This is a genomic window from Streptomyces sp. NPDC091377 (assembly GCF_044757045.1).
Lineage (GTDB): Bacteria > Actinomycetota > Actinomycetes > Streptomycetales > Streptomycetaceae > Streptomyces.
Map to the genome: position 1 here is coordinate 564673 of NZ_JBIVUE010000001.1, position 21455 is coordinate 586127.

Below are 21455 nucleotides of genomic sequence, written 5' to 3' on the forward strand. Positions count from 1 at the left end.
CGCAAAAACCCCCACCCACCGCCACCGTGCCGACAACCGAAACCCAACACCCCCCACCCCCACCCCCCGTCACCTCTCCACGCCCCGCAGGGCCACGCAGGGCCACGCCCCCACCCCCAAAATCCAGGAGCACCCCATGTACGAACTAAGGGCAGTGACCAAGCGCTACCGCCGCGGCAAGGAGACCATCGACGCCCTCGACGGCATCGACCTCACCATCCCCGACGGCGACCGCCTCGTCATCCAGGGCCCCACCGGCGGCGGAAAGTCCACCCTGCTCCAGATGCTCGGGGGTCTCGACCGCCCCACCTCCGGCGCGGTCGTCCTGGACGGCACCGATCTCGCCCGCCTGCCCGAGGCCCGCCTCACCCGGGTCCGCAGCGAGAGCATCGGCTTCGTCTTCCAGAGCTTCAACCTCATCCCCACCCTCAGCGCCCAGGAGAACGTGGAGACCGCTCTCGTCCCGCTCGGCCTGAAGTCCGGGGCACGGGCGAAACGCGCCGCCGAGGCACTGGACTCGGTCGGCCTGGGCGAACGCCGCGGACATCTGCCCGGCGAGATGTCCGGCGGACAGCAGCAGCGCGTGGCGATCGCGCGGGCCCTGGTCAAGAACCCCAAGGTGCTGCTGGCCGACGAGCCCACCGGCAACCTGGACGAGTCCATGCGCGACGAGATCATGGACGTACTGGAGACCATGTGGAAGGAGTTGGGGCTGACCTTCATCATGGTCACCCACGACTCCGCGATCGCCCGCAAGGCCCCGCGCCTGGCGACCATCCGCAAGGGCCGCATCACGGTCCGGGAGAACGCCGGCGCCTGAGCGCCCGACTCCCCGTCCCCGGCACCACCACTGTTACCGGCACCGCCACCGCCACAGGCACGGATCAGCCACAACTCACCCATTGCAAAGGCGACTTATAGCGAACTCGTAACAGACGACACTATTGAGTGACGTGATCACCCCCCGGCATACTGCGAGGTCCGGGGGGTGTACGCGCATCTGTACGAGACCACCCCCGGCCGGGTGACCCCATCGGTGCCCGGTACCTCGTCTCCAGGGGGAGTTTTGCGCAGACAAGTGAAAAGAGCGGGCTCGGCGACTGTCGCCGCGGCTGCTGCAGTGGCCCTCGCCGCGGGTCTGACCAGCCCGGCGTCCGCGACGGCCGAACAGAGCCGGAGCGCCGCCGGCGCCACGGGTTCCGCGAGTGCGGCGGGCTCCGTGGTCAAGAACCGGATCACGCTGATCACCGGTGACCGCGTGCTGGTGGACGGCAAGGGCCGGGTCGTCGGCCTGGAGCCCGCCAAGGGCCGGGAGAAGATACCCGTCCAGGTCCGGCAGATCGACGGCCGTGTCTACGCGGTCCCCGCGGACGCGTCCCGGCTGATCGAGAGCGGCAAGCTCGACCGGCGGCTGTTCGACATCACCGAGCTGAACAAGTCGGCGACCCGCAAGGCCCAGAAGAACGGGCTGAAGGTCATCGTCGGCTACCGGGGCGCCGCCTCCGCCACCAAGGAGGACGTGCGGGACGCGAGCACCGTGCGCCGCACCCTGAAGGCCCTCAACGCCCAGGCGGTGCAGGCCCCGAAGGACGACACCGCCGGACTCTGGGACGCGCTCACCAACGGCGACAGCACCGCCTCCGGTATCGCCCACGTCTGGCTCGACGGGGTCCGCAAGGTCACCCTCGACAAGTCCGTGCCGCAGATCGGCGCCCCCAAGGCGTGGGAGCGCAGCTACGACGGTGAAGGTGTCACCATCGCCGTCCTGGACACCGGTGTGGACACCACCCACCCCGACCTGAAGGACCAGGTCTCCGCGTCCAAGAACTTCACGGACGCCGCCGGCACCGACGACAAGTTCGGCCACGGCACCCATGTCGCCTCCATCGCGGCCGGCACCGGCGCCAAGTCCGGCGGCAAGCTCAAGGGTGTCGCGCCCAAGGCGAAGGTCCTGAACGGCAAGGTCCTCAACGACAGCGGCTTCGGCGACGACTCCGGCATCCTCGCCGGTATGGAGTGGGCGGCCGAACAGAACGCCGACATCGTCAACATGAGCCTCGGCGGCACCGACGGTCCGGAGATCGACCCGCTGGAAGCGGCCGTGAACCGGCTCACCGCCGAGAAGGGCGTCCTGTTCGCCATCGCGGCGGGCAACGACGGCCCCGGCGCGGAGACCGTCGGCTCGCCGGGCAGCGCGGAGGCCGCGCTCACCGTCGGCGCCGTGGACGACGCCGACAAGCTCGCCGAGTTCTCCAGCACCGGCCCGCGCGTCGGCGACGGCGGCCTCAAGCCGGACGTCACCGCGCCCGGCGTCGCGATCACCGCCGCCTCCGCCAAGGGCAGCCTCATCGCCGGCGAGGTCGGCGAGAACCCGCCCGGCTATCTGACGATCGACGGTACGTCGATGGCGACCCCGCATGTCGCCGGCGCCGCCGCCATCCTCAAGGAGCAGCACCCCGACTGGACGGCCGCCCAGCTCAAGGGCGCACTCACCGCCTCCACCAAGGGCGGCGCCTACACGGCGTTCCAGCAGGGCTCGGGCCGTATCCAGGTGGACAAGGCGATCGACCAGACCGTGGTCGCCGAGCCGGCCTCGGTGAGCTTCGGCACCCAGCAGTGGCCGCACACCGACGACACCCCGGTCACCAAGAAGGTGACGTACCGCAACCTCGGCACCAAGGACATCACGCTGTCCCTGTCGGCCAAGGGCGTCAACCCGAAGGGCCAGGCCGCCCCGGCCGGCTTCTTCACCCTCGCCGCCGACAAGGTGACCGTCCCGGCGGGCGGCACCGCCTCCGTCGACGTCACCGCCGACACCCGGATCGGCGGCACCGTGGACGGTGCCTACTCCGCGTTCGTCACGGCGACGGACGGTGCGCAGAGCGTACGCACGGCCGCCGCGGTCAACCGCGAGGTGGAGTCGTACGACCTCACCATCAAGCACCTCGACCGGGACGGCAAGGACACCACGAACTACGGCACCAGCCTCGTGGGCGTGGCCGGTCTCGCCGACGGGCAGTGGCTTTCGCCCCACGACGAGAACTCCGGCACCGTCACGGTCCGGGTCCCCAAGGGCACCTACGTCCTCGACTCCGCGATGTGGGTCGACGCGCAGGACTTCACCAAGGGCGCCGACTGGGTGGCCCAGCCGAAGCTGGACGTCACCAGCAACACCACGGTCACCGTGGACGCCAGGACCACCAAGCCGATCTCCGTGAGCGTCCCGGACAGCGCGGCCACGTCCGAGTTCGCCTCGCCGTCCTACAGCGTCGACACGCCCACCGGCTCCAGCGGTTTCGGCTGGTGGCTGGACTCGTACAAGGGCTTCCGCAGCGCCCACCTCGGCCCGCAGATCACCGACGGCTCGCTGTACCAGCAGTGGGACGCGCACTGGGTCAGCGGCACGGGCAAGCAGTACTCCACCACCGCGGGCGGGGAGACCAAGAAGCTCGCCACCGGCTACACCAAGAACTACAAGCTCGATGACCTCGCCGCCGTGAAGGTCGCCGCGGGTGCCGCCGCGGCGGGCAAGACGGGCTCGCTCTCGGCCGTCGGCTGGCCGAAGGGCTCCTGGATGGCCTCCGCCATCGCCCCGGAGCTGAAGCTGCCCGCCGACCGGCTGCTGTACCTGTCCGCGCAGGACGGGGTGAAGTGGGACCTCGGCTTCTCGCAGTACGGAGGGGTCGACGAGTACGGCTTCCCCGTGCTGGAGTCCGACTACACGGTCGACCAGGGCGTCACGTTCAAGGCCGGCACGTCCTACTCCAGGACCGTCCACCGTGCCGTCTTCGGACCGACCCTGACCAGCGGCTTCGGTCTGTACCGCGACGGCAACGAACTCAGCGGCGTCATCCCGCTGTTCGCCGACTCGCAGCGCAACGCGGGGCTGTCCGACCTCACCTCGGTCGACACGACCCTGTACCGCAACGGCACCAAGGTCGGCTCGAACAAGGACCCGCTGGTGGGCGAGGGAGTCTTCAAGGTCCCGTCCGCCGACGCCGAGTACCGTCTGACCACCTCGGTCAAGCGGAGCGTCAAGGTCGCCGCCGCGTCCACCCGGATCGACGCGAGCTGGACCTTCCGGTCCAAGAAGACCGGCGCCGAGACCCTGCTCCCGGCCTCCACGGTCCGCTTCGACGCCAACACCGACCTCAGCAGCAAGGTGACGGCCGGCCGCAATGCCACCGTCCCGGTCGTGGTCGAGGGCGCCGCCAAGGGCAGCAACCTCAAGTCGCTCTCGGTGTACGTGTCGTACGACTACGGCCAGACCTGGAAGAAGCTCAAGGTCAAGAACGGCAAGGTCACCGTCAAGAACCCGGCCAAGGGCAAGGCGATCTCGTACCACGCGAAGATCACCGACAAGAAGAACAACAAGTCGACGATCTCGATCTACAACGCGTACTACGGGAAGTAGTCATCGCGAGTCGCCGAACAGCTTGAACAGCTTGAACATCTTGAACAGGTTGAACGGTTCTTGAGTGGCTCTGAACAGCTCTTGAACAGATAGAGGCCGAGCGCCGCGGTGGAGTGGACCGCGGCGCTCGGTCATGTCCAGGACCCGGACCTGTGCTCAGCCGTGACCGGGCAGCCCGGGCAGACCGGGGGAGCTGGAGGAGCCGGGCGGGCCGGGCGGGCCGGACACGGAGGAGGCGCCACCGCGTACCGCGTCCGTGCCCCAGCTCGCCAGCAGCCGCAGGGCCTCCGCCGAGCGGGAACCCGGCTCCGCGTGATAGGTCACCAGGCCCTGCTCGCCGTCGCCGGCCGGCCGGAAGGACTCGAACTGCAACTCCAGCTCACCGACGAGCGGGTGCCGCAGCCGCTTGACCCCGTACGTCTTCTCCCGCACGTCATGGGTGGCCCACAGCCGCCGGAAGTCCTCGCTCTTCACGGACAGTTCGCCCACCAGCGCCGACAGCCGCTGATCGTCGGGATAGCAGCCCGCGTCCATCCGGAGCTGGCAGACGATGTCGATCGCCTTCTGCTCCCAGTCCACGAACAGCTCCTGGTACTCGGGCAGCAGGAACGCCATCCGCGCCCAGTTCCGCTCCCGCTCCGGCAGCTCGCCCCAGTCGCCGAAGAGCGCCGCCGCCATCCGGTTCCACACCAGGATGTCCGAGCGCCGCCCGACGATGTACGCCGGGACACCGTCGAAGGTGTCGATCAGCTGCCGCAGCGCGGGCCGCACCTGCTGACGGCCACCCCGCGCCGCGGCCCGCTTCTTGTGCTGCTTGGGCTTGGCCAGATGCGTCAGATGCGCGTGCTCCGCGTCCGACAGCCGCAGCGCCCGTGCGATCGAGTCCAGCACCTCCGCCGAGACATTGCGCCCGTTGCCCTGTTCCAGCCGGGTGTAGTACGCCACCGAGACCCCCGCGAGCTGCGCCAGCTCCTCGCGCCGCAGCCCCGGCACCCGCCGGTGCCGCCCGAAGTCCGGCAGCCCCACGTCCCCCGGCTTCAGCCGGGCCCGCCGGGTCCGCAGGAACTCGCTCAGCTCGGCCCGCCGGTCCAGCCCGGCGCCACGGACGGCTCCGACCGGCCCCGCGGCACCGGATGCACCGGATGTACCAGACATACCGGATGCATCGGCCGGTTCATCCGGTACGTCCGGTACATCTGACATGCCCCGTCCGTCCATCGTGTCCATACCCCCAGTATTCATGGTCCTGCGCACCGCAGCCTGTCCCCGCCAGTGGTAGGCACAGCAGTCGTACGCAAAGCGGTGACCTGGGTGAACGCGGGACACAGGCGCATCGTGGGGGGTGTGCCCGGCGTCGAAGAGCCGGGTGCGGACGAGCCTCATCGCTAGGAGAACCCGGCATGACCACCGTTGCCGCATACGCCGCCCCCGCCCCCAAGGCTCCCCTGGAGCGCACCACCATCGAGCGTCGCGCGGTCCGCGAACACGACGTGCTCATCGACATCAAGTTCGTCGGTATCTGCCACTCCGACATCCACCAGGTCCAGGAGGGCTGGGGCGAGGCGATCTTCCCGATGGTCCCCGGCCACGAGATCGCCGGCGTCGTCGCCGAGGTGGGATCCGCGGTGACGAAGTTCGCCGTCGGCGACCGCGTCGGGGTCGGCTGCATGGTCGACTCCTGCCGCACCTGCGCGAACTGCCAGGCCGGTCTGGAGCAGTACTGCACCGGCGGGAACGTGATGACCTACAACGGCGTCGACAAGGACGGCGAGATCACCTACGGCGGCTACTCGCAGAACATCGTCGTGGACGAGAACTTCGTCCTCCGCATCCCCGAGGGCATCGACCTCGACGAGGCGGCGCCGCTGCTGTGCGCGGGCATCACCACCTACTCCCCGCTGCGGCACTGGAACGCCGGCCCCGGCAAGAAGGTCGCGGTGGTCGGTCTGGGCGGCCTCGGCCACATGGCCGTCAAGCTCGCCCACGCCCTCGGGGCCGAGGTCACCGTACTGTCGCAGTCCCTGCGCAAGCAGGCGGACGGCCTGAAGCTGGGCGCCGGGCACTACTACGCCACCAGCGACCCGAAGACCTTCGAGGACCTGGCCGGCAGCTTCGACCTGATCGTCTCGACGGTGTCGGCGCCGCTGGACTTCGACGCCTACCTCTCCCTGCTGCGCACCGACGGGGCCCTGGTCAACGTGGGCGCCCCCGAGGAGCCGATCTCCCTCAACCTCTTCTCGGTCCTCGCCCACCGCAAGACCCTCGCCGGCTCCATGATCGGCGGCATCGCGGAGACCCAGGAGATGCTCGACTTCTGCGCCGCTCACGGGGTAGGCGCCGAGATCGAGGTGATCGGCGCGGAGCAGATCAACGAGGCGTACGACCGGGTGCTCGCCAGTGACGTCCGCTACCGCTTCGTGATCGACACGGCCACGATCTGAGGGGGTCCCGGGGGATGCCGGGAGCACGGCGCCCACCGCCCCGAAGGAGGCTCACGGCATGACCGTCCAGCTGAACCACACCATCGTCTCGGCCCATGACAAGCACGCCTCGGCCCGCTTCCTCGCCGACCTTCTCGGCCTGGACGTCAGCCCGGAGTACGGCCCGTTCGTCCCGGTGGAGATACCCAACGGGGTGTCGCTGGACTATGCCGACGCCGACGGGGACATCACCCCGCAGCACTACGCCTTCCTGGTCACGGAGGACGAGTTCGACGCGGTCTTCGCCCGGATCCAGCGGGCGGGACTGACGTACTGGGCCGACCCGCACCACACCCGCGAGGGCGAGATCAACCGCAACGACGGGGGCCGCGGGGCGTACTTCGACGACCCGAACGGCCATGTCCTGGAGATCCTGACCAGGCCGTACGGCAGCGGAGGCTGAGCGCGCGGGTCTCCTCAGAGCTGCGTACCGAACACTTGGGTCCACCACGGCCCGCCCGAGCCCTCGTGCACGCCGAGGCCCATCTCCTTCACGGAGCAGTTGAGGATGTTCGCACGATGGCCGGGGCTGTTCATCCACCCGTCCATGACCGCCGCCGCGCTCTGCTGACCGCGCGCGATGTTCTCCGCGTAGGTGCTCCAGCGGTAGCCGGCCGCGGTCATACGGTCGCCCGGGTCGGCGCCGTCCGGGTTGGTGTGGTCGAAGAAGTCCCGCGCGGCCATGTCCGCGGAGTGCCGCTGCGCGGCGGTGGCCAGCGTGCCGTTCTGCCGTACCGGCGAGCACCCCGCCTCGGCCCGCTCGGCGTTCACCAGTTCCAGCACCTGCCCCGCGAACGACGACGGCGGCGCCTGCGTGGGCGCCGGGGGAGGGGCGGGACGTACGGGCTTCCTGCTCGGCTCGGGCTTCGCCGCCGGCCGCTTGCTGCTGGCGGAGGGCTTGGGCTTCTTGGACGCCGAGGCCGACGGTGAGGCGGAGGACCGCGACGGCGAGGGGCTCGCCGAGGCCGTCGCGCTCGTGGACGAGGGCTTCGGCGCGGTGAGGGCGGCGGTCGCGCCGGCGTCCTCCCGGGCCGCCTGTGTCCTCCGGTCCTCGCCGTCCTCCGGCAGCAGCAGCGCGATGCCGCCGGCCCCGACCACGAGCGCGGCCACCGCCACCACGGCGGCCCGGCGCCGCCGCTGCTGACGGCGCCGGTCCGCGCGCTGCCGCACCCGGCCGTGGGCGGACACGGCGCCGATCTCGGTCGTAGTCCCGGAGTACGCCCCGGTGTCGTAGGCCCCGCTGTCGTAGGCCGATGTGTCGTAGGCCCCTGTGCCGTGGGCGCCCGGGTCGGGGGTTTCTGTCCCGTACGCTCCCGTCTCGTACGTTCCCGTCTCGTACGTTCCCGTCCCGTACGTCCCTTCCGGGCCCGTGCTCCGGGCGGCGGCGAGGGCGACGTACGTCTCCGGCGTCTGGGCGGCCATCGCCGCCCCCAGCGGCACCAGCGCCAGCCCGACCAGCAGCCCCTCGGCCGGTGCCAGCCCGCTGCCGAGCCCGCCGCACACCGTGCACTCACGCGTGTGCCGCACCAGCCGTTTGCGCCACAGCGGGGAGGGCGCCCCGTCCCAGTGCGCGACCGTGTCCGTCAGCAGCACGCACCGGGGGGTGGCGGCCAGTGCCCGCACCACCACGCGCGCGGCCTCCAGCTGCCCCTTCATCCGCTGCACCCGTACCGCGGTGTGCTGCGGGGACAGTTCCAGGGCGGTGGCGACCTCGGCCCGGCTGAGCTGCCCCGCCGCCTCCAGCCACCACAGCGACAGCAGCGCCCGATCGTCCTCGTCCAGCCAGCGGCTCGCCTCGGCGACCTCACGCCGCTGCCCCGACAGCCCGAGCCGGAGAATCGCCAGGTCGACGAAGTCCGACCCCGGGTCGGGCAGATCCCGTACCTCGTGCGGGGCCCCGTCGACCAGCGGCGCGACACGGCGGTCGCGCACATGGTCCCGTATTCGGTTCATCGTGATGGCGACGAGCCAGGACCGGAACCGCTCCGGGTCGCGCAGCGAACCGAGCGAGTTCAGCGCCCGGATCATCGTCTCCTGGACGACGTCGTCGACGTCGGCGTGCCCGTTGAGGGCCCGGCCGACGATGTTGTACACCAGGGGTAGATAGCGTGCGACAAGCTCCTGCCGAGCCCGCTGATCCCCGTGCTGGGCCGCGCTGACCAGCGCCGCCTCACCGTCGTCCCGCCTCACGCTCTCTCCCTCGGTCGTCGCCCGACGCCTGCGGACGTCCGCCGGTCGTCTGCCGGGTCGTCTGCCGGCACAGGGGAGACCTCGGGCCGGCGGGGGCGATAACAGAATTCTGAGTACGGGAGCGTACGGGTGTTCGGGGCGGGGCAGAGGAACTAATCGGACGAGACGGACGTGAGGGATCCCACGTGGGGTCCGGTGAGTCGATCGGGGTCATTCCACGTCGATGCCGTGATCCCTGATGAGCGGTTCGAGCCCCTCGGTGTACCCCTTGCCGCCGATGACGAAGTCCCAGTCCCCGCCGTCCCTGCGCCGGAACGAGCCGAGCACCAGCGCGGTCTCACCGGCCCGTCCGTCGGAGACCTCCAGCCGCCCCAGTTCGGTGGCCGAGGCGTCCAGCAGCCGGATCCGGGCGTCGGTGAACCCGGAGAGATCGGCCCCCGGATTCACCTCCGGATCGACGGCGGCGACGAGCACCAGCCGGTCGGCCGTCGCCGGCAGGGCGTCGAAGCCGACCTGGAGCGCGGCCTTGTCGGGAGGCGGGGCGGGCACGGCGCGCACGGCGCCGTCGGGGGTGCGGGGGTTGTTGAAGAAGACGAAGTGATCGTCGCTGAGGACGCGGTTGCCCCGGCAGACGAGTGCGCAGACGTCCAGGGCGACGCGGCCGGACCAGGAGAGACCGAGGACGTTGTGGTCCGAGCCGGAGCCGGAGCCGGAGCCGGAGCCGGGGTCGGAGCCGGGGTCGGAGCCGGAACTGGAGCCGGGGTCGGTGCCGGATGACGCTGTGGGTGTGGGTGTGGGTGTGGGTGTGGGTGTGGGTGTGGGTGCGGGTGCTGGGGATGGCGATGGTGATGGTGATGGCGCCGGTGTGGCGGTGGCCGATCGTGAACCGGGGTCTCCGAGCCGTCCCCGAAGCCCGTGCCGATGCAGCAGATCGACCAACTCACCCCCGGTGATCAGCTCCAGCGGCTTCCCGCGCACGAACGCGTGGGAGCCCGGCCCGAAGCGGGAGGTGGTGACGAGGACCCCTTTGTTGGCACCGGCGTCCTGGACGGTCCCGTACAGATCGCGTACGGCGGTCGGCGGCACGGTCCCCCGGTACCGCTTCACCTGGACCACGATCTTCCCGCCCCGAATCGGCGTGGGGTCCAGCGCGTCGACGTCGACCCCGCCGTCATTGGAGCGCTGGGTGGTGACGGCGTGCATCCCCATGGCCCGGAACAGTTCGGCGACCAGTTCCTCGAAGGCGACGGGATCCATGGCGTACAGATCGGGTTCGTCGCCCGTAGCGCCCGGTTGCCCGCCCGGGTGCTGCCCGGCACGGGGAACGCTCACGGCGTCGGGCCGCACCCCGGCCCTGACGGCGGTCAACTGATCCGGGCGGGAGCTGAGTTGACCGCGCAGGGCCTCGGTGAGACAGCTGACCGCGTCGACCTGTTCGAGATGGAGCCCGGCGAAGTCGGAACGGTGGGCCAGGACGGTGGCGAGCACACTCCGCCCGGGCCGCCCGGTGGCGGGGTGGCGGTCGTCCACGAACCCGTTGACCACGACCGATCCCAGGGCCTCGTGCTCATCGGCGGAGTAGAGCCGATGCAGCACCAGCAGCACACACTGCGCCAGCACCTCCCGGTACAGGGCCCGGCGCCGCCCCACGGGCATGGCCGTCTCCTTCAGCCGCCCCTCGGAGACGACGTACCGGACGGACTTCGCCTCCGGCACGACGGAGAAGGCGGGAAGCTCCCAGTCGAGCACGAGTTGCCGCGCGGCGGGGTCGTAGGCGGCGGTGACGTCCCGGGGGAACCCCTCGCCCCAGCCGCTGAAGGAGTAGAGCACCGCGGAGAAGAAGTCGACGACGCTCTCGGCGTCCCCCCGCCGCACCCCGTCGACCACACTTCTGACCTGCTCGTTGTGGCGTACCACCTCGGCCCGGAGGGCGCCGGTGCGCCGGTCGTACTCCTGCCGCAGCGCGGCGAGTTGCCGCTGGCGCTGCTCCTCGGCGGCCTGTGCGGCGTACCAGTCCCGCTCGAAGCGGGCCCGTGCCTCGGCCTCCGCCTGCGCCCGTCGGCCGGCCGTCCACCCGCCCTGCGCCTGATAGTGCCCCGGCTCCGGCATCGGCACGGGCCACCCGAGCGCCCCCGGGTCGAAGGGGGGCACGTCCGCGTCCCCGCGTATCAGCGAGGTGATGTCGAACGCCGGGGCCCGGCACCCGTCCGCGAGCAGCCCCCGCAGCTCATCGACCCGGGCCTCCAACTCCGCCGTGAGCCGGGTGGCTTCGGCCTGCCCCGCCTCACGCTGCCCCCGCGCCGCCTGCGCCTGATGGGCCCGCGCCAGTCGTATCTCCTCGCGCTGCCGCCGTGCCTCCGCCTCCCTGAGCCGCTGCTGCTGCCGCTGCACCTCGGCCCACATCCCCACCAATCCCCCGCCATGCCGCCCCATCAGCCCCAGCCCCTCCCCAGCCGACACCGACTCTAACGACCCCTCACCTCCCAGCACATACAGTCCCCGAACCCCACCCGAAGCGAACTCCCGGGCGGGGCGGGTCGGGACGGGGTCGGGCGGGGTCGGTCGGGGACTCCGGGGCGTGGAGGCGGGACGGAGTCCGCCGGGTGGTGTCAGCCGGGTGGTGTCAGCCCTCGGTCTTCGCCACTCCGATCGGGCAGGACACTCCCGTGCCGCCGATGCCGCAGTAGCCCGCCGGGTTCTTGTCGAGGTACTGCTGGTGGTAGGACTCGGCCGGGTAGAAGGTGCGGTCCTGGGCCGGGAGGATCTCCGTGCTGATCGGGCCGTAGCCCGAGCCGGTGAGGACCTTCTGGTAGGAGTCGCGGGAGGATTCGGCCGCCGCGGCCTGGGCGGGGGAGTGGGTGTAGATCGCGGAGCGGTACTGCGTGCCCACGTCATTGCCCTGGCGGAAGCCCTGCGTGGGGTCGTGGGACTCCCAGAAGACCTTCAGCAGGGTCTCGTACGAGATCTTCTCCGGGTCGTAGACCACCCGGACCGCTTCCGTGTGACCGGTCCGGCCCGAGCAGACCTCGTCGTAGGTCGGGTTCTGCGTGTACCCGCCCTGATAGCCGACCAGCGTGGTGTACACACCCGCCGGGAGCTGCCAGAACGTGCGCTCGGCACCCCAGAAGCAGCCCAGTCCGAAGTCCGCCACCTCCAGGCCCTCGGGATACGGGCCGAGGAGCGGGGTGCCGAGGACCGTGTGCCGGTCGGGGACCGAGAAGGACGGCTCCGGGCGCCCGCGCAGAGCCTGCTCAGGGGTCGGGAGCTGGGGGGTTCGGCTGTGCAGGAACATGCGGTCGTCTCCTATCCGGGGATCGATCGGTACAACGCGTGGCGTTCCCTCGGAATTCCGTCCGGCGGACCCCCGGAAGTGCCGGTCGATGCGGCGGCGCGGTCGTGCCGGTGCCGATGCCCCGGTCGTCGTGCCGGTGCCGGCGCCCCGGTCGTGCCGGTGCCGGTGCCGGGGTCCTGGCGGTGTCGTGGCGGTGTCGTTGCGGTGTCGTGCCGGTGGCGGTGCCGGATCAGTGCGGGAGCGTCGCCGGACTGCCCCCGTTCGCCTCGTAGCCCGCGACCGCCAGCGCCCGGTAGACCGCGAACTCCGCCGCCGGGTCCTGCGACAGCGTCCACGGCAGGGCACCGACATGACCGTCGACCCGTACGAGCTGGTCCATGGCCTCCGCCCAGCGCTCCGAGCGGACCAGGAAGAACACCAGCAGATGCCGCACGTGCGCCAGCATCGGATCGTCCGCGCGCGCGGAGTGCACCGCGTGCAGGGCGCCGTGGACCGCCTTGGTCACCACCTCGCTCTGGTAGAAACTCGCCACGAGGTTGACCTCGGGCAGATGCTCGAACACCGCGAACAGCGGCATCGCCGCCAGCAGCGAACCCCGTGGTGCCCGCGCCGCCGCGGCCTCGGCGAACTCGTACGCCAGCGCCCGCGAGCCGTGCCACTTCTCGCACCAGTAGTGCAGGGCCGCCAGATGCGCGCCCATGTGGTTCGGCGCCCGGTCCAGGATCTTCAGCCAGAGCTGCTCGAACTCCTCACGCGGATAGCCGAGCCCCCGCGCCACCGACAATTGCACGATGTACGGGATCGGGTCCCCGGGCGCCAGCAGCGCCGCCTCGCCGCACGCCGCTCTGGCCTCCTCCATGATGATCCGGAACTCGTCCGTCCCCGGCGTCGCCGTCCGCCACGCCTGCTGCACCAGGAACTCGGCCTGCACCGCGGCCCCGCCCGCGTCCTTCGGCTGCTCTGCGCGCCACACCCGCAACCACTGCCCGCCGGGCGACTCGCCCACCCCGCCGGGCCGCTGCTGCAACTCCAGCGACGCCGCGCCCGCGAACGCCTGCACCCGCTGCCAGCGCGTCTCGCCCTCCGCGGCCGTGCCCGCGAGCAGCTGGGAGGCCGCGCGATGGTCCTGCGAACGCTGCACCACGTCCAGGACGTCCAGCAGGTCCTGGTCGGGGCCGGGCATCCGGATGTCCAGCTCCTCCTGGCGCACGAAGCCGTACGTCGCGGGGTCGGCCGCGTCCGGGTGCCCGGGCGCGACCAGCTCTATGCCGCGTCGCCTGCGCCAGACGAGCGGACCCAGCACGAAGCCCATCATGAGCAGCGCCATCAGGACCCAGAGAATCTCCATGCCTCAAGCGAACCAGACCGCGCCGACAATTGGCCAACCTGGGCTCCGGCCCTGTGGATAACTTCCCGCCGGCCCTCCCCGCGCACCCCTACCGTCTCCAGCCATGGTCCCCTCGCCCGCCGACACCCGCCCCCCGCTCGGACTACGCTCAGGGGCCATGAGCGACAGGCATTTCAGTCAGCACTTCGAGACCCTCGCGATCCACGCGGGCAACACCGCCGATCCCCTGACCGGGGCGGTCGTCCCGCCGATCTACCAGGTGTCCACCTACAAGCAGGACGGTGTCGGCGGGCTGCGCGGCGGATACGAGTACAGCCGCAGCGCCAATCCCACGCGCACCGCGCTGGAGGAGAACCTCGCGGCCCTGGAGGGCGGACGCCGCGGGCTCGCCTTCGCGTCCGGGCTCGCGGCGGAGGACTGCCTGCTGCGCACCCTGCTCAGCCCCGGCGACCACGTGGTCATCCCGAACGACGCCTACGGCGGCACGTTCCGCCTGTTCGCCAAGGTCGTCGCCCGCTGGGGGGTGGAGTGGTCGGTCGCCGACACCAGTGACCCGGCCGCCGTACGGGCCGCGATCACGCCGAAGACCAAGGTCGTCTGGGTGGAGACCCCCTCCAACCCGCTGCTCGGCATCACCGACATCACGGCCGTCGCCCAGATCGCCCGTGACGCGGGCGCCCGGCTCGTCGTGGACAACACCTTCGCGACCCCCTACCTCCAGCAGCCGCTGTCGCTGGGCGCCGATATCGTGGTGCACTCCCTGACCAAGTACATGGGCGGCCACTCCGACGTCGTCGGCGGTGCCCTGATCGTGGCCGACGAGACGCTGGGCGAGGAGCTGGTCTTCCACCAGAACGCCATGGGCGCGGTCGCCGGTCCGTTCGACTCCTGGCTGGTGCTGCGCGGCACCAAGACGCTCTCGGTACGGATGGACCGGCACAGCGAGAACGCCACCAAGATCGCCGACATGCTCACCCGCCACGCGCGCGTGACGCGTGTCCTGTACCCGGGCCTGCCGGACCACCCCGGTCATGAGATCGCCGCCAAGCAGATGCGGTCGTTCGGCGGCATGATCTCCTTCCAGGTCGAGGGCGGCGAGGAAGCGGCCGTCGAGGTCTGCAACCGCGCCAAGGTCTTCACCCTCGGCGAGTCCCTCGGCGGCGTCGAGTCACTGATCGAGCACCCGGGCCGGATGACCCACGCCTCGGCCGCCGGCTCGGCCCTGGAGGTCCCCGCCGACCTCGTACGACTCTCCGTCGGCATCGAGAACGCCGACGATCTCCTGGAAGACCTCCAGCAGGCCCTCGGAGCCTGATCCACACCAGGGATCCCGGACGCCGGGCCTCGGTCCACGGACGCCGGACCAAGGGACCCCGGCCCCGGGCCCCGAGCCTGATCCACACCCGGGGATCCCGGACCACGGACGCCGGGCCTCGGTCCACGGACCCCGGACGCCGGACCACGGGCCCCCGGCCCCGGGCCGCGGGCTCGGTCCACAGATCCCGGATCCCGGGCCTCGGTCCACAGATCCCGGATCCCGGGCCTCGGTCCACGGACCCCGGATCCCGGGCCTCGGGTCCCGGGCCCCGGACCCCGGGCCCCGTCCACGGATTCCGGACCACGGACGTCGGGCTCCGTCGGGCTCCGGATCCTCGACCTCGGACCATGGGCCCGGATCATCGACTAGTAGTCCCGGTCCCCGGGTCTCGGTCCACGGATCCCGGATGCTGGACCACGGACGTCGGGCTCCGGATCCCCGACCTCGGACCATGGGCCCGGATCATCGACCACGGGTCCCGGTCCCGGGTCTCGGTCCACGGATCCCGGACACCGGGCTTTGGACCATGGCCCCCGGCCCCGGGCTCCGGGCTCGGTCCACGGATCCCGGATGCTGGACCACGGACGTCGGGCTCCGGATCCCCGACCCCGGACCACAGGCCCGGATCATCGACCACGGGACCCGGGACCCGGGCCCCGGACCAAGGCGGGCCCCGGATCCCGGGTCACGGAACCCCGGCCCCGGAGCACGGTCCCGAACCACGAGCCCCGGATCCCGGGTCACAGGCCCCCGACCCCGGATCCCGGGTCACAGGCCCCCGACCCCGGATCCCGGGCCACGAGCCACGAGCCACGAACCCCGGACCACGGTCCGGGACCACGAGCCCCGACCCCGAACTTCGGTCCCAGACCCCCCGACCCCGGACTCCCGACCCCGGACTCCCGACCCCGGGCCCCGACCCGCGACCCCCGACCCCGGACTCCCGCCCCGGGCCCCGACCCGCGACCCCCGACCCCGACCCCGACCCCGGACCCCCGACCAAGAACCCCGGCTCGCGTGGGTCGGGGATGGGTTCACCAACCGGTCAGCGGTGGAGTCGTCACCGACGGCGGCTCCACCCACGGCCGGACGGTCAGCGCCCACACCGTGAACGCGACCGCCGCGGCCAGCAGCACCAGCCACATCACCCGCAGCGCGACCCGTCGGCGCCGCAGCAGGCGGGTGCCCCGCCGCACCGCCTCCCGGTGCAGTTCCGGCGGCACCGGCGGCGGCGTCCGCTCCATGATCCGCCGCGCTGCGGCCTCCCGGTCGGCCCGGCTCACCGCACCCCCCTCACGGCGTCGCCGCCTTCGCCGCGGCGACCGCGCGCGCGGGTTCCTTCGGTGGATGCAGCAGCGTCGCCGTGGCCCGGTCGCAGATGGCCCGTACGCGCTCCACGGGCAGCCCCAGCAGCGCGGCGGCCTGCTGTTCCGCGACGCCTTCATAGAGCCGCAGGACGAGGATCAGCCGCTCCTGGGGGGCCAGTACCGCCAAAGCGCTGCCGGGGTGGGGACGGGCCCGGCCCAGCGCCCCGTACTGGAGCCACGCCGCGCGCGCGAAGCGGTGGGCCAACTGCTGCCGGGTCCGGTCGTACGGGTCCTCGCCCCGCAGCCGGTCCCACACCGCGTAGGTGTGTGCCAGGGCCACGGTGAGCAGGTGCCGCGCGCGTGGGTTGTCGCCGGGCGTCTCCGCGGTCAGCAGGGTGGCGGTGTGCAGCAGCCGACCCGACGCGCCTGCGACGAACGCCTCGAACTCCCGGTCCCGGCGCGCGTCCCGGGACCCCTGCCGTTCTCCCACCGCGTCTCCCCCCGGCCGAGGCCGACCCGAGTGACGGGACATGAACCCGCCGTACCCTGCCGTACGAGCCGCCCGACCGCCGTCCCTGCCAGGGTGGTCACCGCCGTCACCGCCGTCACCGCCGTCACCGGCGTCGTACGACCGTCGCGGACACCGCCGTACGACGTCGCCGGAGCGGCGTACGACGATGCCTGTGGGGCTGGTACGGCGTACGGCATTCGCCGGAAACCGTCGTGGACAATCCGAGGTCGCCCGACGGCGGCCCGGGGCGGGTGCGGCCGGGTCGTTCTTCGGTCTCATATGAGGCCAGGCGGGCCCCGCCGGTCAAGAGTCGCGCAGCGCTCCGTGCACGGCGGCCTCACGCGCGCGTGCGCGCTAGGACCCGGCCGTCGGCTCCACGGGCGCCTCAGGGGCCGCCATCCGGGAGGACAGGGCGGTGTTGAAGCGGGTGAGGAGCGCGCAGAACGCCACCCGCTCCTCCGGCGCCCAGTCATGGGTCAGCTGGGCCATGAGCTGACGCCGGGATGAGCGCACCTCATCCAGGCGCGCGAGCCCGCGCGGGCTGAGCTGGAGCACCACCGCGCGGCCGTCCTCGGGGTGCGAGGTGCGCTTGACCAGCCCGGTGTCCACCAGCGGGGCCACCTGACGGGTGACGGTGGACGAGTCGATCCCCATGCTGGAGGCGAGCGCCTTCACGCCCATCGGACCCTCCTTGTCGAGCCGGTTGAGCAGCAGGTACGCGGCGCGGTCCATGGAGTTGCGCACCTGTCCGACCCCGCCGAGCCGGGTCTGTTCCGCGCGGCGTGCGAACACCGCCACCTCGTGCTGCATCGTCTCCAGAAGACCGGTGTCACCGACGGTCGTCATGTCCATCGACATTTCAGGTGTTGTGGGCATGGCCGGGGGCTCACTTCATGCTGGGTGCTGGGTTGGGGGACAGGGTACGCGGATGGGAGGCGGCCCGTAGGGGCGCTGACCAAACCCGTCTCGGTGCTTGGTCACAACGGCGCGCGGCACCTGTGAACTGCGAGACTTGAGCCATGAACCACCGCAGGACCGCCCCTTTGCCGCCGGTCACGCTGGACGATGTCCGGGGCGCGCAGAAGATGCTGTCGGGCGTGGCGCGGGTGACCGCCATGGAGGGCAGCCGCTATCTGACCCAGCTGGTCGGCTCGCCCGTCCACCTCAAGTGCGAGAACCTCCAGCGGACCGGTTCGTTCAAGCTGCGCGGCGCCTACGTGCGGATCGCCGGGCTGCTGCCCGAGGAGCGGGCCGCCGGAGTGGTCGCGGCGAGCGCGGGCAACCACGCGCAGGGGGTGGCGCTCGCGTCCTCGCTGCTCGGGGTGCGGGCGACGGTGTTCATGCCGAAGGGCGCCCCGCTGCCGAAGATCAGCGCGACCCGTGAGTACGGCGCCGAGGTGCGGCTGCACGGCCAGGTGGTGGACGAGACGCTGGCCGCCGCCGAGGCGTACGCGCGGACCACGGGCGCGGTGTTCATCCACCCCTTCGACCACCCCGACATCATCGCCGGACAGGGCACGGTCGGTCTGGAGATCCTGGAGCAGTGCCCCGAGGTGCGCACGATCCTCGTCGGCATGGGCGGCGGCGGGCTGGCGGCCGGGATCGCGGTCGGTGTCAAGGCGCTGCGGCCGGACGTACGGATCATCGGGGTGCAGGCGGAGGGCGCGGCGGCGTATCCGCCCTCGCTGGCGGCCGGGCGGCCGGTGGCGGTCGAGCATCCGGTGACGATGGCGGACGGGATCCGCGTCGGACGGCCGGGCGAGGTGCCGTTCGGGATCGTGGACGCGCTGGTGGACGAGGTGCGTACGGTCACCGAGGACGAGCTGTCCGCCGCGCTGCTGCTCTGTCTGGAGCGGGCGAAGCTGGTCGTGGAACCGGCCGGGGCGAGCCCGGTCGCGGCGCTGCTGAGCGCCCCGCACGAGGTGGCGGGGCCGGTCGTCGCGGTGCTGTCCGGCGGGAACGTCGACCCGCTGCTGATGCAGCGGATCCTGCGGCACGGCATGGCCGCGCAGGGGCGTTACCTGGCCGTCCGACTGCGGCTCACGGACCGGCCGGGCGCTCTCGCCTCGCTGCTGGGGACGTTGTCGGTGGTGGATGCCAACGTCCTCGACGTGAGTCATGTACGGACCGACCCCCGGCTCGGCCTCGCGGAGGCGGAGGTCGAACTGCACCTGGAGACGAAGGGCCCGGCGCACTGCGTCGAGGTCGGCCAGGCCCTGCGCGACGCGGGGTACACGGTCATCGACTGAGGCGCAGCCCCAGGTCACCCCAGGTCCCCCCCACGTCGCCCCAGGTCACCCCCCAGGTCACCCCAGGCCAGGTCACCCCAGGTCAGGCGCGCTTTCATCACTCGACCGAGGGAATCCGGCACAACTCCGTTGTGAGACGCGATACATCGCGTTATGGTGTGTCTCGTGGCGCAGATCCGGCCTCGTGTTCCGCCCCGCACCAGGCGGATTCGCCGCACAGCAGGTAGAACAGAACACTCGAATCCAGACTCTTCAAACTGACCCTGACCACCCAGTGGAGACTGATATGCCAGGCGCCATCTACGCCGAAGGTCTGGTCAAGACCTTCGGCGACGTAAGGGCTCTGGACGGCGTCGACCTCGATGTCCCGGAAGGCACCGTGCTCGGTCTGCTCGGGCCGAACGGCGCGGGCAAGACCACCACCGTCCGCTGCCTCACCACCTTGCTGCGCCCCGACAGCGGCCGGGCGATCGTCGCCGGCCTCGATGTGCTCAAGCAGCCCAATGAAGTGCGGCGCTCCATAGGTCTGTCCGGCCAGTTCGCCGCGGTCGACGAGTATTTGACCGGCCGGGAGAACCTCCAGATGGTCGGCCAGCTGTACCAGCTCAAGGCCAAGGCCGCGAAGGTCCGGGCCGCCGAGCTGCTCGACCAGTTCCATCTCTCGGACGCCGCCGACCGGCCCGCGAAGACCTACTCCGGCGGGATGCGCCGCAGACTCGACCTGGCGGCGGCACTGGTGGTCCGCCCGCCCGTGATGTTCATGGACGAGCCCACCACCGGACTCGACCCCCGCAACCGCCAGCAGTTGTGGGAGGTCATCAAGCAACTGGTCTCCGGCGGTACGACCCTGCTCCTGACCACCCAGTATCTGGAGGAGGCCGACCATCTCGCCCATGACGTCGCGGTGGTCGACCACGGCCGGGTGATCGCCCGCGGCAGCTCCGACGAGCTCAAGGCCCGCACCGGCGGCGAGCGCGTCGAGGTCGTGGTGCACCAGCGGGAGGACATCACCACCGCCGCCGAACTGCTGCACGGCTTCGGCAAGGGCGAGACCACCGTCGAACAGCACACCCGCAAACTCACCGTCCCCGTCACCGGCGGCGCCAAGCTGCTCGCCGAGATCATCCGCGAACTGGACGGCCGGGGCATCGAGATAGACGACATCGGTCTGCGCCGCCCCACCCTGGACGATGTCTTCCTCTCCCTGACCGGCCACGTCGCCGAGGAGAACACCCCCGACGACGGCGACCAGGACACCGACCAGGCCCACGACCAGGACACCGACCAGGACACCGACCGGGACTCCGGCCCGGGCGACGACCCCACCACCCGCGAAGCCCCGACGTCCCGTACGTCCGGCACGGCCCGCAAGCAGAAGAAGGAGACGGCGCAGTGAGCTGCCGGCATGTGAACACCTGGAAGGGGGAGAGCGCATGAGCACGGTCGCCGACTCCCTGGTCATAGCCCGCAGGAACCTGATCCGCATGACCAGGATCCCCGAGATGGTCCTGTTCGGGATCATCCAGCCGGTGATGTTCGTGATCCTCTTCACCTATGTCTTCGGCGGTTCCATGACGGTCGCGGGCAGCACCGACCCGGACGTCTACAAGAACTTCCTGATGGCGGGCATCTTCGCCCAGACCGTCACCTTCGCCACGGCCGGATCGGCCGCCGGCACCGCGGACGACATGCAGAAGGGGCTCGTCGACCGCTTCCGTTCCCTCCCGATGGCCCGCGGCGCGGTCCTCACCGGGCGCACGGTCGCCGACCTCGTACAGACCAGCATCACTCTGCTCGTCCTCGCGATCGTCGCCCTGCTCGTGGGCTGGCGCCCCGGCTCGGCCGAGCCGACCAACGCCGGGAAGGTCCTCGCCGGCTTCGCCCTGCTCCTGCTGCTCGGTTACGCCTTCACCTGGATCGGGGCACTGATCGGCCTCTCCGTCCGCACCCCCGAGGCGGCCACCTCGGGCGGGATCATCTGGCTGTTCCCGGTGACGTTCATCTCGAACGCCTTCGTGGACTCCAGCCAGATGACTCCCTGGCTGCGCCACATCGCCGAGTGGAACCCGTTCAGCGCCACCGTCCAGGCGTGCCGTGAACTGTTCGGCAACCCCGGCGTCGTGCAGTCCGACGCCTGGCCCATGCAGCACCCGGTCTGGGCCTCGCTGATCTGGTCGGTCCTGATCGTCGTGGTCTTCCGGACGCTCGCCGTCCGCAAGTACCGCTCGGCGGACGGCTGATCACCCGGCCCCCGGACACGCGGACGGCTGATCCCCGCACCCCGGACATCACCCCCCGGACATCACCCCCCGGACATCACCCCCCAGGCATGCCTCCGGACATCAC

The 21455-nt window shown here is 71.4% G+C and carries 16 protein-coding genes; 8 read left to right on the top strand and 8 right to left on the bottom strand.

The genetic code is table 11. The features are described 5' to 3' along the window. Window positions 1-136 precede the first annotated feature (136 nt). Together ACIQNG_RS02590 and ACIQNG_RS02595 are read left to right on the top strand one after the other, a co-directional pair. Window positions 137-820 carry an ABC transporter ATP-binding protein gene (locus tag ACIQNG_RS02590; RefSeq protein WP_401482321.1) on the top strand — a complete coding sequence of 228 codons (684 nt, stop codon included), beginning with the start codon at window positions 137-139 and terminating at the stop codon, window positions 818-820. 258 nt (window positions 821-1078) lie between these two features. Next, a complete protein-coding gene (locus tag ACIQNG_RS02595) occupies window positions 1079-4414 on the top strand; it encodes a S8 family peptidase (RefSeq protein WP_401482322.1) in 3336 nt (1111 codons plus the stop codon). 156 nt (window positions 4415-4570) lie between these two features. Here the strand turns inward: ACIQNG_RS02595 and ACIQNG_RS02600 are convergent, their stop codons facing one another. Continuing rightward, the gene (locus tag ACIQNG_RS02600; protein ID WP_401482323.1) at window positions 4571-5569 is read right to left on the bottom strand and encodes a helix-turn-helix domain-containing protein; all 999 of its coding nucleotides are present in this window, start codon (window positions 5567-5569) and stop codon (window positions 4571-4573) included. Window positions 5570-5814: 245 nt separating this feature from the next. Here ACIQNG_RS02600 and ACIQNG_RS02605 point away from each other — a divergent pair, with 245 nt between their 5' ends. Together ACIQNG_RS02605 and ACIQNG_RS02610 are read left to right on the top strand one after the other, a co-directional pair. Next, window positions 5815-6855 (top strand): NAD(P)-dependent alcohol dehydrogenase, encoded by a 1041-nt coding sequence (locus ACIQNG_RS02605; protein ID WP_401429523.1) that lies wholly within the window; start codon window positions 5815-5817, stop codon window positions 6853-6855. A gap of 58 nt (window positions 6856-6913) precedes the next feature. Further along, the gene (locus tag ACIQNG_RS02610; RefSeq protein WP_401482324.1) at window positions 6914-7297 is read left to right on the top strand and encodes a VOC family protein; all 384 of its coding nucleotides are present in this window, start codon (window positions 6914-6916) and stop codon (window positions 7295-7297) included. 14 nt (window positions 7298-7311) lie between these two features. Here ACIQNG_RS02610 and ACIQNG_RS02615 read toward each other — a convergent pair whose 3' ends face one another. From ACIQNG_RS02615 to ACIQNG_RS02630, 4 genes are all read right to left on the bottom strand, one after another. After that, entirely contained in the window at window positions 7312-9084 is a 1773-nt protein-coding gene (locus ACIQNG_RS02615; protein WP_401482325.1) for a sigma-70 family RNA polymerase sigma factor, read from the bottom strand. 210 nt (window positions 9085-9294) lie between these two features. Further along, window positions 9295-11517: a restriction endonuclease gene (locus tag ACIQNG_RS02620; protein ID WP_401482326.1), complete on the bottom strand. Its 2223-nt coding sequence runs from the start codon at window positions 11515-11517 to the stop codon at window positions 9295-9297. Window positions 11518-11707: 190 nt separating this feature from the next. Continuing rightward, complete coding sequence (gene msrA, locus ACIQNG_RS02625) at window positions 11708-12376, bottom strand: peptide-methionine (S)-S-oxide reductase MsrA (RefSeq protein ID WP_401482327.1); 669 nt, start codon at window positions 12374-12376, stop codon at window positions 11708-11710. Window positions 12377-12605: 229 nt separating this feature from the next. Continuing rightward, entirely contained in the window at window positions 12606-13724 is a 1119-nt protein-coding gene (locus ACIQNG_RS02630) for a hypothetical protein (RefSeq protein WP_401429532.1), read from the bottom strand. Window positions 13725-13881: 157 nt separating this feature from the next. Between ACIQNG_RS02630 and ACIQNG_RS02635 the strand changes: the two genes are divergently transcribed. Then, window positions 13882-15039: a cystathionine gamma-synthase gene (locus ACIQNG_RS02635; protein ID WP_401482328.1), complete on the top strand. Its 1158-nt coding sequence runs from the start codon at window positions 13882-13884 to the stop codon at window positions 15037-15039. Window positions 15040-16076: 1037 nt separating this feature from the next. On the opposite strand, the gene ACIQNG_RS02640 is transcribed toward ACIQNG_RS02635, so the two are convergent. The 3 genes from ACIQNG_RS02640 to ACIQNG_RS02650 all read right to left on the bottom strand — a co-directional run bounded on the left by ACIQNG_RS02640 (window position 16077) and on the right by ACIQNG_RS02650 (window position 17718). After that, window positions 16077-16325 carry a hypothetical protein gene (locus tag ACIQNG_RS02640; protein WP_401482329.1) on the bottom strand — a complete coding sequence of 83 codons (249 nt, stop codon included), beginning with the start codon at window positions 16323-16325 and terminating at the stop codon, window positions 16077-16079. 10 nt (window positions 16326-16335) lie between these two features. After that, entirely contained in the window at window positions 16336-16839 is a 504-nt protein-coding gene (locus ACIQNG_RS02645) for a sigma factor-like helix-turn-helix DNA-binding protein (protein ID WP_401482330.1), read from the bottom strand. 375 nt (window positions 16840-17214) lie between these two features. Continuing rightward, complete coding sequence (locus tag ACIQNG_RS02650) at window positions 17215-17718, bottom strand: MarR family winged helix-turn-helix transcriptional regulator (RefSeq protein ID WP_401482331.1); 504 nt, start codon at window positions 17716-17718, stop codon at window positions 17215-17217. A 161-nt stretch (window positions 17719-17879) separates the two neighbouring features. Between ACIQNG_RS02650 and ilvA the strand changes: the two genes are divergently transcribed. The 3 genes from ilvA to ACIQNG_RS02665 all read left to right on the top strand — a co-directional run bounded on the left by ilvA (window position 17880) and on the right by ACIQNG_RS02665 (window position 21349). Then, entirely contained in the window at window positions 17880-19109 is a 1230-nt protein-coding gene (ilvA, locus tag ACIQNG_RS02655) for a threonine ammonia-lyase (RefSeq protein WP_401429542.1), read from the top strand. Window positions 19110-19395: 286 nt separating this feature from the next. Continuing rightward, window positions 19396-20505, top strand: coding sequence for an ATP-binding cassette domain-containing protein (locus ACIQNG_RS02660; protein WP_401482332.1), 1110 nt, complete (start codon window positions 19396-19398; stop codon window positions 20503-20505). 37 nt (window positions 20506-20542) lie between these two features. Beyond that, on the top strand, window positions 20543-21349 hold the full coding sequence (locus tag ACIQNG_RS02665) for an ABC transporter permease (RefSeq protein WP_401429546.1): 807 nt from the start codon (window positions 20543-20545) through the stop codon (window positions 21347-21349). Window positions 21350-21455 lie beyond the last annotated feature (106 nt).